The sequence below is a fragment of the Roseobacter sp. HKCCD7870 genome, assembly GCF_037830315.1.
Taxonomy (GTDB): Bacteria; Pseudomonadota; Alphaproteobacteria; order Rhodobacterales; family Rhodobacteraceae; genus M30B80.
Genome location: NZ_JBBLYO010000001.1, coordinates 365,000 through 379,318, shown reverse-complemented (window position 1 = coordinate 379,318; position 14,319 = coordinate 365,000). Strand labels below are relative to the sequence as shown.

At 56.8% G+C, this 14,319-nt stretch carries 15 protein-coding genes; 3 read left to right on the top strand and 12 right to left on the bottom strand.

Translation table 11 applies throughout. The annotated features are described in order from the left end of the window. Positions 1-17: 17 nt before the first annotated feature. From AAC637_RS01980 to AAC637_RS01950, 7 genes are all read right to left on the bottom strand, one after another. Positions 18-200 (bottom strand): hypothetical protein, encoded by a 183-nt coding sequence (locus tag AAC637_RS01980; protein WP_340302092.1) that lies wholly within the window; start codon positions 198-200, stop codon positions 18-20. Between the two features lie 80 nt (positions 201-280). Continuing rightward, positions 281-1,015 (bottom strand): SMC-Scp complex subunit ScpB, encoded by a 735-nt coding sequence (gene scpB / locus AAC637_RS01975; RefSeq protein ID WP_340302091.1) that lies wholly within the window; start codon positions 1,013-1,015, stop codon positions 281-283. Beyond that, positions 1,012-1,842 (bottom strand): segregation and condensation protein A, encoded by an 831-nt coding sequence (locus tag AAC637_RS01970; RefSeq protein WP_340242689.1) that lies wholly within the window; start codon positions 1,840-1,842, stop codon positions 1,012-1,014. Before AAC637_RS01970 ends, scpB begins: the two co-directional genes overlap by 4 nt. Then, on the bottom strand, positions 1,839-2,852 hold the full coding sequence (locus AAC637_RS01965; protein ID WP_340302090.1) for a glycoside hydrolase family 3 N-terminal domain-containing protein: 1,014 nt from the start codon (positions 2,850-2,852) through the stop codon (positions 1,839-1,841). Before AAC637_RS01965 ends, AAC637_RS01970 begins: the two co-directional genes overlap by 4 nt. Positions 2,853-2,864: 12 nt before the next feature. Beyond that, complete coding sequence (locus tag AAC637_RS01960) at positions 2,865-3,929, bottom strand: SPOR domain-containing protein (protein ID WP_340302089.1); 1,065 nt, start codon at positions 3,927-3,929, stop codon at positions 2,865-2,867. Between the two features lie 188 nt (positions 3,930-4,117). Beyond that, positions 4,118-5,845, bottom strand: a complete 1,728-nt coding sequence (argS, locus tag AAC637_RS01955) for an arginine--tRNA ligase (protein ID WP_340302088.1) — start codon at positions 5,843-5,845, stop codon at positions 4,118-4,120. 71 nt (positions 5,846-5,916) lie between these two features. Further along, complete coding sequence (locus AAC637_RS01950) at positions 5,917-7,080, bottom strand: deoxyguanosinetriphosphate triphosphohydrolase (protein WP_340302087.1); 1,164 nt, start codon at positions 7,078-7,080, stop codon at positions 5,917-5,919. 94 nt (positions 7,081-7,174) lie between these two features. On the opposite strand from AAC637_RS01950, the gene AAC637_RS01945 reads away from it, so the two are divergent. From AAC637_RS01945 to AAC637_RS01935, 3 genes are all read left to right on the top strand, one after another. Continuing rightward, positions 7,175-7,513, top strand: coding sequence for a HesB/IscA family protein (locus AAC637_RS01945; protein WP_340243585.1), 339 nt, complete (start codon positions 7,175-7,177; stop codon positions 7,511-7,513). A gap of 26 nt (positions 7,514-7,539) precedes the next feature. Further along, positions 7,540-8,319: an exodeoxyribonuclease III gene (gene xth / locus AAC637_RS01940; protein ID WP_340302086.1), complete on the top strand. Its 780-nt coding sequence runs from the start codon at positions 7,540-7,542 to the stop codon at positions 8,317-8,319. 130 nt (positions 8,320-8,449) lie between these two features. Further along, the gene (locus AAC637_RS01935) at positions 8,450-10,870 is read left to right on the top strand and encodes a GcvT family protein (RefSeq protein WP_340302085.1); all 2,421 of its coding nucleotides are present in this window, start codon (positions 8,450-8,452) and stop codon (positions 10,868-10,870) included. Between the two features lie 29 nt (positions 10,871-10,899). On the opposite strand, the gene AAC637_RS01930 is transcribed toward AAC637_RS01935, so the two are convergent. From AAC637_RS01930 to AAC637_RS01910, 5 genes are all read right to left on the bottom strand, one after another. Continuing rightward, the gene (locus tag AAC637_RS01930) at positions 10,900-11,130 is read right to left on the bottom strand and encodes a 3TM-type holin (RefSeq protein ID WP_340302084.1); all 231 of its coding nucleotides are present in this window, start codon (positions 11,128-11,130) and stop codon (positions 10,900-10,902) included. 20 nt (positions 11,131-11,150) lie between these two features. Next, complete coding sequence (locus tag AAC637_RS01925; RefSeq protein ID WP_340302083.1) at positions 11,151-11,333, bottom strand: hypothetical protein; 183 nt, start codon at positions 11,331-11,333, stop codon at positions 11,151-11,153. After that, positions 11,324-11,935 carry a holin-associated N-acetylmuramidase gene (locus AAC637_RS01920; protein WP_340302082.1) on the bottom strand — a complete coding sequence of 204 codons (612 nt, stop codon included), beginning with the start codon at positions 11,933-11,935 and terminating at the stop codon, positions 11,324-11,326. Before AAC637_RS01920 ends, AAC637_RS01925 begins: the two co-directional genes overlap by 10 nt. 74 nt (positions 11,936-12,009) lie before the next feature. Further along, positions 12,010-13,374: a PQQ-like beta-propeller repeat protein gene (locus AAC637_RS01915; RefSeq protein WP_340302081.1), complete on the bottom strand. Its 1,365-nt coding sequence runs from the start codon at positions 13,372-13,374 to the stop codon at positions 12,010-12,012. A 13-nt stretch (positions 13,375-13,387) separates the two neighbouring features. Then, positions 13,388-14,059 carry a hypothetical protein gene (locus AAC637_RS01910; protein WP_340302080.1) on the bottom strand — a complete coding sequence of 224 codons (672 nt, stop codon included), beginning with the start codon at positions 14,057-14,059 and terminating at the stop codon, positions 13,388-13,390. Between the last annotated feature and the right edge of the window lie 260 nt (positions 14,060-14,319).

The following is a 14,319-nucleotide window of genomic DNA, read 5'->3' as shown; positions in this document are numbered from 1 at the left end:
GCTTGCGCCTTTTTTATTCAGAACCGCATGAACCGCCGCATAAGACCCGTAGTCTGGCGCAGACGGCGCTCAGTCGCACGGGCCTGTGTAGGATCACCCCCTGTACCTCGCCGTGCGACATGGTCGGTTGCATTATTCACCCCACGCCAAATTATCCGCCTCATCACCATGCGGATCAGTGCCGAAATAAGGTTGCTCATCTCACCCTCAATTGCAGCCCATAAAACAAGACCCGCAGAACGCGGGCCATGTGAGATGATACCAGGATATTGGGGCAAAATCAGGGCGCGTCATCCTCGAACAAGGCGCCATCCTCATCTGCGTCATCCATATCGAAGGGAAGACCGCCCTCCTCCTCTGGGGCTTCTGCGCCCTCCTCAGACAGGTTCAAGCCGCGTGGGCGATTGTCGAGCAGCCCTGCATCGCGCAATTCCTTCACGCCCGGCAAATCGCGGGCAGATTCTAAACCGAAATGATCCAAAAATGCAGGCGTTACCACGAATGTGACGGGCCGGCCTGGCGTCATCTTGCGGCGGCCAAATTTGATCCATTCCATTTCAATCAATTGATCAATCGTGCCCCGATTGACAGAAACGCCGCGGATTTCTTCGATCTCGGCGCGTGTCACAGGTTGATGATAGGCCACGATTGCCAAGGTTTCGATTGCCGCGCGCGACAGCTTCCGTGTCTCGACCGTTTCGCGGCTCATCAGAAACCCTAGATCAGAACTGGTGCGCATCGCCCATGCATCACCCACTTTGACCACATTCACACCGCGCCGCTCATAGCGGCGGCGCAGCAGTTGCAAGGCTTCAGCAGGATCACAACCATGCGGAAGACGTGCTTCCATCTCGCGGATTGAGACAGGCTCGGCACTGGCAAAAAGCAAGGCCTCAATCATGCGTTCCTGTTCTGCCAAAGGGGGCGCTTGAAACAGGCTCTTCTCAGGCGTGTTTGAGGGTGCTTCAGCAGGTGTTTCGGGGGAAGTTTCAGGTGTATCCGCCACGCCGCTCATCTTTCATCATCCCTTCGTTTCACTTCAATTGGCGCGAATGTTTCCGCTTGGCGAATGACCAATTTTCCCGCCTTTACCAATTCCAAACTCGCCGCAAATGTGGCTGCGGTGGCAGAGCGGCGTTTTTTCGGATCCATGCCCCACCCATCGGGCAGATAGGTCAAAATATCCGTCCACTCGCCCGCATATCCGATCAGGCCACGCATCCGCTCTAGGGCTTGCTCCATTGTAAAGACGCTATCGCGATCCATGACAAAGGGGCGAAAATCATCACGGGTTCTTATCCGCGCATAACCTTGCATCAAATCAAGAAGGTTTGCGGTATATTTGACCTTGCGGGCATGGGTAACGGCCTCGGGAATGCCACGCACGAAACGATCCCGTCCCAAACGATCCCGCGCCATCAACTTGGCCGCGCATTCGCGCATGGCGCTTAATCGCTCCAATTGGAAGGCCAAATGCGCCGCCAATTCTTCGCCTGATGGGCCCTCTTCTTCGGGATCAGGCGGCAATAAGAGCCGCGATTTGAGATAGGCCAACCATGCGGCCATAACCAAGTAATCCGCTGCCAATTCAATCCGTAATTTGCGCGCTTCTTCCACGAAGGCCAAATATTGTTCGGCCAATCGCAACACCGATATTTTGCGCAAATCCACCTTTTGCGTGCGCGACAATGTCAGCAATAGGTCAAGCGGCCCTTCAAACCCATCGACATCGACAATCAACGCCTCGGCCGCGCGGCGTTCGGCCACGCTATCCCACTCACCAGGATCGGCGAGAAGATTGTCATTTGCCGCCTCAGGGGGCAGCGCAGGTGTATCGCTCATATTGGGCCTTTTTCGCTTAGGCTACGAAGTTCGGCATCTATCGCATATAAGTCAAGCGATGTCGCGGATTTGCGGGCCAAAAGTGCAGCCTGCGCGCGTTTTGCCGCGATCCCATCCAAAAGACCAGAATGGGCAACGACCTCCTCCATTTCGGGAAGCTTGCCGTTGCAATGCAAAATCACATCACAGCCCGCCGCGCGGGCCTGTGTGCTGCGTTCTTCCAAACTACCCCCAAGCGCCCCCATCGAGATATCATCGGTCATCATCAACCCTTGATACCCAATATCCTCGCGGATCATCCGCATCAGAACAGGGGACAGGGTTGCAGGCAGGTCGGGGTCAAGTGCCTCATATATGATATGCGCGCTCATCCCCATTGGCAGATCAATCAGGGGCCGAAAGGCCGCGAAATCAACCGCCTCCAATTCACTGAGCGCGGCACTGACACGGGGGCAGCTTAGATGGCTATCCACCTGACCAAGCCCATATCCGGGCAGATGTTTCAAAATCGGGGCCACGCCCGCATCCATCAACCCTTGGGCATAGGCACGGGCAAAGGTTGCAACTGTGTCAGGCTGAAACCCGTAAAGGCGATTTTTTAACACCGCATGAGTTTCAGGCCGCGCAACATCCGCCAAAGGCGCGCAATTAACGTCAAGCCCCACGGCACGCATCTCAAGCCCAATATAGGCCGCGCGCAAATATAAGGCGCGTGCAGCCGAGTGCGGGTCACGGCCTGCGATCATATCAAGGGGCGGTGTCCAGTGCCGCCAATGCGGTGGCCCCATGCGCTGCACACGCCCGCCCTCTTGGTCAATCAAAATGGGCGCATCCCACCCAACACAATCGCGCAAGCTATCGGTTAAGGCCCGCAGTTGGTCGGGGGTATCAATGTTGCGCGCAAAAAGAATAAATCCCCAAGGGTTGGCCGCGCGAAAAAACTGCGCCTCATCCGCCGACAAACTTAGGCCCTGCAGGCCAAGGATTGTAGCAGAATAAGGGATAGACATAGCCCTGCCCCCTCACCGAATGGTCGCAGGGATACAGGCCTGACCCAATGCCAAGAGCGCCGTGCAGAAACGGCGAGCATCATCCACCCCGTCAAACCCCGCTACGCGCAGACGGAAGAATTCCTGACCGCCCGAACTGGCCGCCATAATCACGCGGCCGCGCCCATCGAAAAAGCCATCATATTGCGCCGCAAGCCGATCCCATTCACGCCGCGCCGCATCGGGGCTGTCAAAGGCGCCAAGCTGCACAACCATGTCCCCCGCGGCAAGGGTTGAAGGATCAATTTCGATGGCGTCATCACGGCTAGCATCACTGGGCACCTGTGCAAGGCTCAGATCCATCGTAAAGGGTCGCGGTGTTGGAATAAGTGATACAGCCACGCCCGCTACAGAGGCGGGAATTCTGTCGACCTCAGGCGTAAGATCAGGCTGAGGCGCATTAGGGCTCTCCCCCAAAGCCTCTGCTAAAAGGGCGGTGATCAAATCTTCGGTCGCCTCCGGCACATCCGCGACAGGCGGCGCAGGCGGCCCGATCAAGTCAAAACTGTCAGGCGCGATAATGTCCAATTCAGGCGCGGCTTGGGGCATTTCAGCCTCAGGCGTCACCAAAAGGGTCACATCCTCGATCAAATCAACAGGCGGCGGCGCAAGGATGATTTGCGCGGCTGCAGGCCCCGCCTCACGCCCTGCGGCGATCTCATTTACGGCAAGGCCCATATGATCCGCCTCAACCCCGCCCGGATCATCCGGCGGCACGCGAAACGGCTCGGATGGTGCGGCAATCACGGGCACACCAAGGGTTTGCCGTTTCAGCACCTCATATCCCCAATACGCCCCAAGCGCCACCATGGCGACCGACATCAGCCCAATGACCCCAAGACCCAGCTTGCGCACAGCCTGCGTGCGTTCGACCTCGACAAGGCTCGTGGTGATCTGATCGGCAGAGGCCTGAAGGTCGCGCTCGGCTGTGGCGCTGAGAGGATCCCACCCTGTTTGCGGCATCTGCGGCGCGCGCGCGGACGGGGGATCAAATCTTTGCGGCGGGTTGGCAAAAAGACGCGCTGGATCAACCGTCATCCCCCCGACAGGGCGTCTGGCCTGCGGAGAGTTCGCTATGCGCTGAAACGGTCTTTGCGCGGGAGGTTCTTTTTCATAAGCCGCCATGCCTGCCCTTTTCCGCCGTGATGCCCTTTGTTTTATGGGCTTATGTCACGGGACTATCCTGCTCTGCCTCTGGCCTGCGGAGGGTGAAGACGTTTCTCGCCTTACATTTTATCCGCAGGTGTTACCCCTAAGATACCAAGACCGTTGGAAATAACAACGGCTACTGCATCAATAAGGGCCAATTTTGCCGAAGTCGTTGCCAAATCATCTTCTTGCAAAAAGCGCAGATGGGGTGCAGCATTGCCCTTATTCCACAGAGCGTGGAATTCAGCGGCCAGATCATAGAGGAAAAACGCAATGCGATGCGGCTCGTGCGATTGTGCCGCGATCTCGACCACGCGCGGCCATTCCGCGAGTTTCGCCACCAGCGCGAATTCAGCAGGATCGTTGATCGCGTCCAGATTTTTGTGATCTATCTCGATGCCCAATTCTCCCGCCTTGCGCAGCACCGATTGAATGCGGGCATGGGCGTATTGGACATAGAACACGGGGTTATCTTTGGATTGCTCTAAAACCTTGTCGATATCAAAATCCAATGGCGCATCGTTCTTGCGGGTCAGCATGATAAAGCGCGTGACATCGCGCCCGACCGCCTCGACCACATCGGACAGCATGACGAACGTTCCTGCGCGTTTTGACATCTTAAACGGCTCGCCGCCTTTGAAGAGGCGCACCAATTGCGTCAGCTTAATATCAAGCGGCACCTTGTTTTCGGACAGCGCCGCCACGGCTGCCTTCATCCGTTTGACATAGCCGCCATGATCGGCGCCAAAGACGTCAATCAATTCATCATAACCACGGGTGACCTTGTCATAATGATAAGCGATGTCAGGGGCAAAATATGTCCATGCGCCATCCGATTTCATAATCGGGCGATCCACATCATCGCCATGCTCGGTCGATTTGAACAAGGTTTGTTCGCGCGGTTCCCAATCCTCTGGGGTTTTGCCCTTTGGTGGCTCTAACACACCGCGATAAATCAGGCCCTTACCCTTAAGGTCTTCAATCGCGGCTTCAATCCGCCCCGTGCCATAGAGGGATTTTTCACTAAAGAAGTGATCCATTTTCACGCCAAGACTGTCGAGATCAGCCTCTATCAGCTGCATCATGGCCGCGATGGCGAAATCACGCACGGGGGCAAGCCATTCCCCCTCGGGGCGACCAAGATATGCATCCCCAACCTCGGATTTCAGGGCCTGACCCACCTCGATCAGGTAATCGCCTGGATAGGTGCCATCCTCAAAGGACACAGCCTGACCATGCGCCTCGAGATAGCGCAAATACACAGAACGCGCCAAAACATCGACCTGCGCCCCGCCATCATTGATGTAATATTCGCGCGTAACGTCATATCCTACGTAATCCAACAGGCTGGCCAAAGCATCGCCAAAAACAGCGCCGCGCGTATGGCCCACATGCAAGGGCCCTGTCGGGTTGGCCGACACATATTCGATATTCACCTTTCGCCCCTGCCCGATATTGACGCGACCATAGGCACCGCGCGCCTGCGCAATGCCGCGCAGCATCTCGCGCCATGTCTGCGCAGAAAGGCGAAGGTTCAGAAAGCCTGGCCCCGCCACATCGGCGGTCTCAATCCGCGGGTCGGCCATCAGGATCGGGGCCAATGCATCGGCGATATCACGTGGCTTTAGCCCTGCAGGTTTTGCCAGAACCATGGCCGCATTCGTTGCCATATCGCCATGGGCAGCATCGCGCGGGGGTTCAACCGCGACATTGGCGAAATCAAGCCCTGCGGGCAACGTGCCTGCGGCCTCCATCTGACCCAAAGCGTCAATCACCAAGGCGCGAATATCGGCAAAAAGCATCATGTTTTATCATCCTGATTGTCTTGCGCCCTGCTCTATCAGGTTGCAGGGCAAGGTCAATGCCACAAAGCCCCTTAGAAGACGGCCCCCAGACCCAAGTCACGATTGAAGATCCGCCGATGGGTTTGCAGTGCGAACCGATCCGTCATGCCCGCGATATAATCGCAAACCAACCGCGCAAGCGTGGTGTCATCTTGCGCTGCGCGCACTTCGGCCTGCCATTGCCGGGGCAGTTGGTCAGGGTGGGCCATCATATGCGGGAATAAATCATTCACGACATCCGTGGCGATTGCGCGTGTCTCGACCACCCGCGGCGCACGATACATGCGGGTAAACAAAAACGCGCGCACCTCCTTGAGATCAGCAAAAACCTGATCCGAAAACCGCACCATTGCGCGCCCTGCATGACGGATATCTTGCGGCGAAGCAGGATCAAGCGCGCCAAGAGCTGTGGTGGCATAGACAATCACATCCTCAACCAATACCCCGAAAAAGCGGCGCAGCGCCTCGTGCCTGCGGCGGGTTGGGTCAACATCGGGATAGGCCGTATCCACCTCGCCAAAACACGGGCCCACAAGGGGCAGCGCCATAATATCGGCCACCTCAAATAGCCCTGCCCGCAGCCCGTCATGAAGATCATGGTGATTATAGGCGATATCATCCGCAATCGCAGCAATCTGTGCCTCAAGGCTGGCATAGGTGGTCAATTCTAGATTATGGCGCGCATTATATTCGGCCAAGGCCCAAGGATATGGGGCGGCTACAGGCCCGTTATGTTTCGCAATCCCCTCAAGGCTTTCCCATGTCAGGTTTAGCCCGTCAAAATCGGCATAATGGCGTTCGAGATTGGTGACGATGCGAATGGCCTGCGCATTATGATCGAACCCGCCATAGGGCGCCATCAAATCGCAAAGCGCATCCTCGCCCGTATGCCCAAAGGGCGTGTGGCCCAGATCATGGGCCAGTGCAATCGCCTCGGTCAAATCCTCGTTCGCCGCGAGGGCGCGGGCCATCGTGCGGGCCACTTGCGCGACCTCGATTGAATGGGTCAGACGGGTGCGAAAATAATCGCCCTCATGCTCGACAAAAACTTGAGTCTTATGCTTGAGGCGGCGAAAACTAGAGGCATGGATGATGCGGTCGCGGTCGCGCTGAAAGCAAGACCTGTGCCCACTTTCCGCCTCGGGGTAGAGCCTGCCGCGACTGTCGCTCGGAGTGCAGGCATAGTTTGCGCGCATGATCCCTATCCTTGCCGTTTCAATTTGGCGGTCTTATATTGGAAAACACACTGTTCTAACAGCCCGCAATCACAGCAATTTTTGCCCAAACGAGATGGCGATGGATTTGAACCTACCTCCCAAAGTAACCCCCCGCGCCTTTGCGCGTCTGGCTGAGATTAACGCAGATACACCTGCCCCGAAGGCGCTGCGCGTGGCCGTTGAGGGGGGCGGGTGTTCTGGCTTTCAATATGATATTCGGCTTGATGATCCCGCCGATGGTGATCTGATCTTGGAGGATGCAGGCCAAAAGGTTGTGGTTGATGAAACCTCGCTGCCGTTTTTGGCCAATGCCGTCATTGATTTTTCCGAAGAATTGATCGGCGCGCGCTTTGTGATCGATAATCCAAATGCAGCGTCATCCTGCGGCTGCGGGATTAGCTTTTCTCTTTAACCCATTGATTAAAAAGGCCTGCGCTTATGAAAATAGCCACATTTAACATCAATGGGATCAAAGCGCGCATAGATGCCCTGCCGCAATGGTTGGATGAGGCGGCCCCTGACGTGGCGCTATTGCAAGAGATCAAATCGGTTGACGAGTCCTTCCCCCGCGAGATTTTCGAGGACCGGGGCTATAACGTGGAAACCCATGGTCAAAAAAGTTTCAACGGCGTGGCGATTTTATCAAAATATCCGCTCGAAGATGTGATCCGCGGCCTGGCCGGTGACGCGGAGGATGAGCAGGCACGTTGGATTGAGGCCACAGTGGTCGGTCAAAAGGCGCTGCGGATTTGCGGGCTTTATCTGCCCAATGGCAATCCCTGCCCTGGCCCGAAATATAAGTATAAATTGGCGTGGATGGCGCGGATGCAGGCGCGTGTTGCCGAACTTTTGGCGGAAGAAACCGCCGTTTTGTTTGCAGGGGATTACAATATCATCCCCCAAGACGAAGATGCCGCCCGCCCCGATGCATGGCGCGAGGATGCATTGGCGCGTCAAACCAGCCGCGAGGCGTTTCGCAAAATCGTGAACCTTGGCCTGACAGATGCATTTCGCGTACGGGTGCAAGGTGGCGACAATTATTCGTTCTGGGATTACCAAGCGGGGGCGTGGAACCGCAATGATGGGATCCGCATTGATCACATTTTGCTGTGCCCCTACGCGGCTGATCTTTTGCAAGATGTTGGAATAGATCGTGAAATCCGCGCGCGTGAAAAACCATCAGATCACGTGCCGGTTTGGGTTGAACTGGCCGCCTGATTTCCAGCGCCCCGCGATTTAGCCTATTCGCGGCATTTGCCCCCCCAATTTGGTCGAATTTAAGCACCTCAGCCGCCATTTGGCGGTCTAGTTTTGTGCAAGGTAAGGATCATCTCAACGGGAGGTATGGATGTCTGAAACAGCGCGGGTCGTGATTATCGGGGGTGGTGTTGTGGGGGCATCCGTTCTCTACCACCTCGCCAAAGCGGGTTGGACAGATAGCCTTTTGATCGAACGGTCTGAACTGACCTCGGGCAGCACATGGCACGCAGCGGGCGGGTGCCACACCATCAACGGTGATCCAAATGTTGCCAAGCTTCAGAAATACACGATTGATCTTTATAAAGAAATTGAAGAGCTGTCAGGTCAGGCCACAGGCTTTCACATGACAGGTGGGGTGATGTTGGCCTCCACGCCTGAGCGGTTTGATTGGTTGAAATCCATCTCTGCCAAAGGGCGCTATCAGGGTATTGAAACCGAAGTAATCACCCCCGAAGAGGCGCATGAGCTGATGCCGCTTCTTGATCCGCGGCAGTTTACGGGTGCTTTGCGCACCGTTGTCGATGGCCATCTTGACCCTTCTGGTGTGACCTATGCCTATGCCAAATCCGCCAAAATTCTTGGGGCCAGCTATCAGACCCACCGTATGGTGACGGGCATCCTGCGCGCGCGCGATGGTGGTTGGATCGTGCAAACCGACAAAGGCGACATTGCCTGCGAGCATGTGGTGAATGCAGGCGGGCTTTGGGCGCGCGAAGTGGGGCGCATGGTGGGCCTTGAACTGCCCATCTTGGCGATGGAGCATATGTATCTCATCACCGAAGACATGCCCGAAGTGGCCGAGATCAACGCAAAAACAGGCCGCGAAGTGATCCATGCGGTCGATTTCGATGGCGAGCTGTATTTGCGCCAAGAACGTGGCGGGATGCTTATGGGCACCTATGAGAAGGCCTGTGTTCCATGGTCGACCCGCAACACGCCCTGGGAATTCGGGCATGAGTTACTGCAACCCGATATTGACCGCATCGCGCCAAGCCTTGAAGTGGGGTTTGAACATTTCCCCGCCTTTGCGAATGCGGGCATCAAACAGATCATCAATGGCCCCTTCACCTTTGCCCCTGATGGAAACCCGTTGATCGGGCCTATTCGCGGGCTTGAGGGGATGTGGTCAGCCTGCGGGGTTATGGCGGGCTTCAGCCAAGGCGGGGGTGTTGGTCTGGCGCTGGCCAATTGGATCACCCAAGGGGATCCTGGGTTTGACGTGTGGGCGATGGATGTCGCGCGCTATGGCGATTGGACGACCCTCAGCTACACCAACCCGAAAGTGCAAGAAAACTATTCGCGGCGGTTCTCCATCAAATTCCCGAACGAGGAATTGCAGGCCGCCCGCCCTCATAAGACAACGCCAATTTATGATCGCATGGTTGGGCTTGGGGCGCAGATGGGTGAATCTTGGGGGCTTGAAGTGCCGCTTTGGTTCTCGCCCGAAGGTGTGCGAGATCAATTTTCATGGCGGCGCTCAAGTGATTTTGACCATGTTGGGGCCGAGGCGCGCAACCTGCGCGAGGCTGCGGGCCTGTTGGAAATATCGGGCTATTCGAAATTTCGGATCGTGGGCGCGGATGCAGGCGCGTTTCTTGACCGGGTTTTGGCCTGTGCCCTGCCCAAACCCGGTCGGATGACGTTGGCACCGATGTTAAAGGAAAATGGCAAGCTGCAAGGTGATCTCACCTGCGCCTGCTTAGATCCTGAGACTTATATGCTGTTTGGCTCTGGCATGGCTGAAAATTTCTATGCCCGTTGGTTCGAGGCCCAAAAATTGAGCACCGAAGACGTCACCATTGAGGTGATCGGTTTGGGTCTTTGCGGGCTGCATATTGCCGGGCCAAAGGCGCGCGACATCCTTGCGCAAATTGCCCCTGATATGGCGAAGATGCGCTTCATGGATTTTGCGAAAATGGATGTGGTCATGGCCCCCGCCTATGTTGGGCGAGTCAGCTTTACGGGTGATTTGGGCTATGAGATTTGGATGCGCCCAGAATTCCAGCGCCAAATTTTTGAGGCCTTGTTGCGCGTTGGGGCGGATCACGGGCTGCGTCCTATCGGTCTGCGGGCGCTCAATTCTTTGCGTTTGGAAAAAAACTTTGGCGGATGGGCGCGCGAATATCGCCCCGTCTATGGCCCGCTTGAGGCGCGTCTTGATCGGTTTGTGACTTATAATAAACCCGCTGATTTTATCGGCAAAGCCGCAGCCTTGGCCGAGCGGGAGACGGGCGGAGCTTTACGCCTAATGAGTTTCGCGATTGACGCACATGATGCCGATGTGATCGGGGATGAGCCAATTGATTTTCAGGGGAAAACCATCGGTTGGGTTACATCTGGCGGCTATGCCCATGCCAGCGCGACATCGGTTGCGATGGGATATGTACCGAAGGAATATGCCGATCAGGCGGATGGCTTCACCATCGAGGTTTTGGGCAATGCCCTCAAGGCCACGCCCCTGCCCCAGCCCCTGTTTGACCCAGAGGCCCAGGTGATGCGCGCGCCTTAATCGGCGCGCCATTCCTCAAGCGCGGGATTTTAGTGACTGCCCCTTTGGCCAAAAGGCCACCATCGGCGTGCTGATCTTTGCGGCGGTGTATCGGGTATGCGGGCATAATACATTTCGCGCGCGCCGAAATAGAAACTTACCACCGCCCCCAAAAGCCACCAAAGCGGCTCAGGGATGGCCGCCAAACCCGTCATGCGCGCGGAAAAAGCCACAGGGTCGATCATGGCAAAGGCGAATAGGCCAATGACCGGCAGCGCCATCAAAGGACGCGGCAGGCGGTTTAGCCCATTAATCGCGCGGTCAAACCCCGTGCTGCCACTATGGGTGAATTCGGCCGCGCAGCTGCGCGAAATTCTGCATCTGCGGCCTCGCGCGCGGCCGCATTGCAGGCAAAGACCTCGGATATATTTTCAACAGTCTGGCCAAGGGCCGTGAGCCCGCCAAGCGCCCCAATCACCGCCATAATTTAACCCTTTCGTGATGCTCTGCCGCGCTAAAATGATATTTGGACGACAAAAATGCTTCTGCCCGCGTGATCCAACCGCCCTTTCCCCCATCGCGCTTGCGCGCAAATTTCCGCAAACTGGGGCGTCTGTCCCCCAAGCTGTAATAGAAATTGCGCCGCGCAATGGCATAGGCATCAATCAACGCGCGCTCATTTCGGCTGCTCGCGGCCTGTGCGGCCCGTACGGTTACGGGGCCAATCACCCCATCAACCGCGATATCAAACCCCATATCGCGCAGCAGTCGTTGCAGCAAAATTATCGCCTGCGCCCCCGCATTCACCTGCATATCGTAAACGACAGGCTGCAACGCCTCAGGCAGCAAATATATGCGCGGGGCGCGATAGTAATCTTCTTCGAAGATTTCGATGGCAATGGCGCGCGTCAGGCGCAGGATATTCTCGCGGTCGATATCACCATCGCCATCCAAATCGCGCCCTGCATTTCGCAGGGCGGCCAAGGTGATGCCAAAATTTGTGGGGCCGCCCGGATCATCGGGATCATCGGAAAAGCCGCCCTCATGGCTTAGGACCTGGTGTGAAATCGCCCGAACCGAAAGCATAGGCGCGCCCTCCCTGCTCTGCGGTTAATGACGGGGAGGGTCTATCAGCCTATCGTTAAAACAGGCTTAACGGCTCAGCGATAGGCATGCAGGCGACCATCTGCGCTGACCACATAAAGTGTATCATTGACAACGATGGGTTGGCTTGCCGCCCCGCCGCGCAGGGTAAGGCTGCCATCAAGCGCGGCACCTGTTTCAGGGTCAAAACGCAGAATTTCCCCATCGCCCGTGGCCAAGATCAAATGACCCCCCGCCAAAATCGGCCCGTAATAGGTGAATACGGCCTTTCGGCGGCGCTCGCGGCGGGCCTCGTAAAGGGGCAATTCGGTTTCCCAAATCATCTCACCAGTCGCTTGATCAAGACGGATCAACGCATTGCGGTCAGATACGAAAAACACGGAATTTCCTGCAACGATCAGACCCGAATAGGCCCCTTCTGTCGCTGTCCAAAGACGCTCGCCCGATCCCGCATCGATCGCGACAACGCGGCCAGACAGATTGCCCGCATAAAGCCTGCCCCCCACCAGAACGGGGTCAGAGGTGATATCGTTGATATAATTATAAGCCACACCGATCCGCTCACCCGCGATGGCACCCGACCAGACCCGCACGCCCGATTGGCGCAGCACGCCTGTCAACTCGCCCGAGCCAAAGGGAAACACGACCAAGCGCGAGGTCAGCGCAGGGGATGGGCTGCCTGACAAGACCGCAGGGGCCCCAGTTGCGGGGATTTCCCACCGCACACGCCCCGTGGCCGCATCCACGGCATAGGCCTGATCATCACGGCCCGTCACATAAACAACGCCGCCCGCCACAGTTGGTGCGCCAAGCGTTGCCCCCAGACGTTGACGCCATGAAATAGCACCGCTTGCGGCATCAATGGCCAGCAATTCACCATATCCAGTGGTTGCAAAAATCTGATCCCCTGCGGCGCCAATCCCGCCGCCAGAGACACCGCCATCGCGTTCGCTGGCAGGGGTCAAATCAGTGCGCCAAATCACGGCTCCCTCGGGCGAGGTCGTCTGAAGCCCTGCATCGCTATCAAGCGTAACAATTGCGCCATTTGTGAAAATCGGGTCAGCGGTCAGTCGGGTGCGTCGGCCATTGCCTTGGCCAATATCCGTTGACCACAGTAGGCTTGCCGATTGCGAGAACCCAAGCGCAGGGATCGCATTCGCAGCATTCGCACCGCGCAATGGCCAGTCCGTCAAACTTTGCGCTGTTGGTTGCGCGAAAGGCACGAGGGCCGCATCCGCCGCCTCAGCGGTGGCGTCCAACCCTTCCTCGCTTGGCAGGGTTTGCGCCAAAGGCACGCGTGTCCCGAACCGTTCACCTTGCAAGATCGGCTCGCGCTCACAGCCCGTCAAAAGGGCCAAAGCGATGAGGCTGACACCGCAGAGCCGCGCCACAGGTTTTGCGTAAAAAACGGTATTGTGCATGAAACCTGTACCTTTACTCAGATGACGCGCTTTGGCCCGTGATCGTAGCGCCACTTTGCAGCGCGAAAATCAAGGCGCTGATCCGCTGACGCTGTGACAGGATCACAACGGATTGCTCAGACAAGGCCTCAAGTGCTGCAATCGCCCCCTCTTTATCGTCCGCTTTTAACAGTTCCAGCGCCTGCATTTCACGCGCGATGCCTGCGAAAGGCGCACCATCCTCGGCCAAACGCGCCAATGTTGCATCGACCAATCCCTGATCCTCCAAGGGGGCGAGGATATGGGCACGCAACAGGGCCAGATCGCGATAACGCGGCAAGAGATCGGGTGCATCTGCAATCGCGCGCAACGCCACTGCAGCGGCCACCGGGTCGCTTTCGCTGAGGTCCGAGGCGCGAATGAAAGCCAATAGCACCTCTTGATTGCTGCGGCTTGGGGTGATCTCAGCGAGGGCCGCAACGCGGGCCTCGGCATCGGGCAGATCTAGGGCGGCGATCACCGCGTCCCCAAAATCACGCGCCGCCGCAAGATCGCGATTTGTGCTGATCTCACGATAGGTCGCGGCCCCCACCAATGCGACAACAGCCAAAATGCCAATCCAGCCCCACCTTTTGAGCGCGCGAAACAGCTGATCGCGGCGCAATTCTTCGGTGACTTCATCAATGAAACTGTCGCTTTGGCTCATGCTGTGCCGTTCTCTCTTTGAAATCAAAACCCACGTGCCTCACTTAACGCGAAGCAGAGAGCTTTGCCAAGTGCAACCGCACCCAAACGGCGTATTCGCAACAGATGGCCAAATTCTGTCACAAAATAAAAACTAAACCATTCCGTTCATTCTTGCGGACGTAGGTATAAAAGACTAATCTAAACGCAACAGTTCACTCGTATGAGACAGAAAGCGTTACCCAACCAAACGCAGAACACAAAAGATCAGCGGGCGTGATC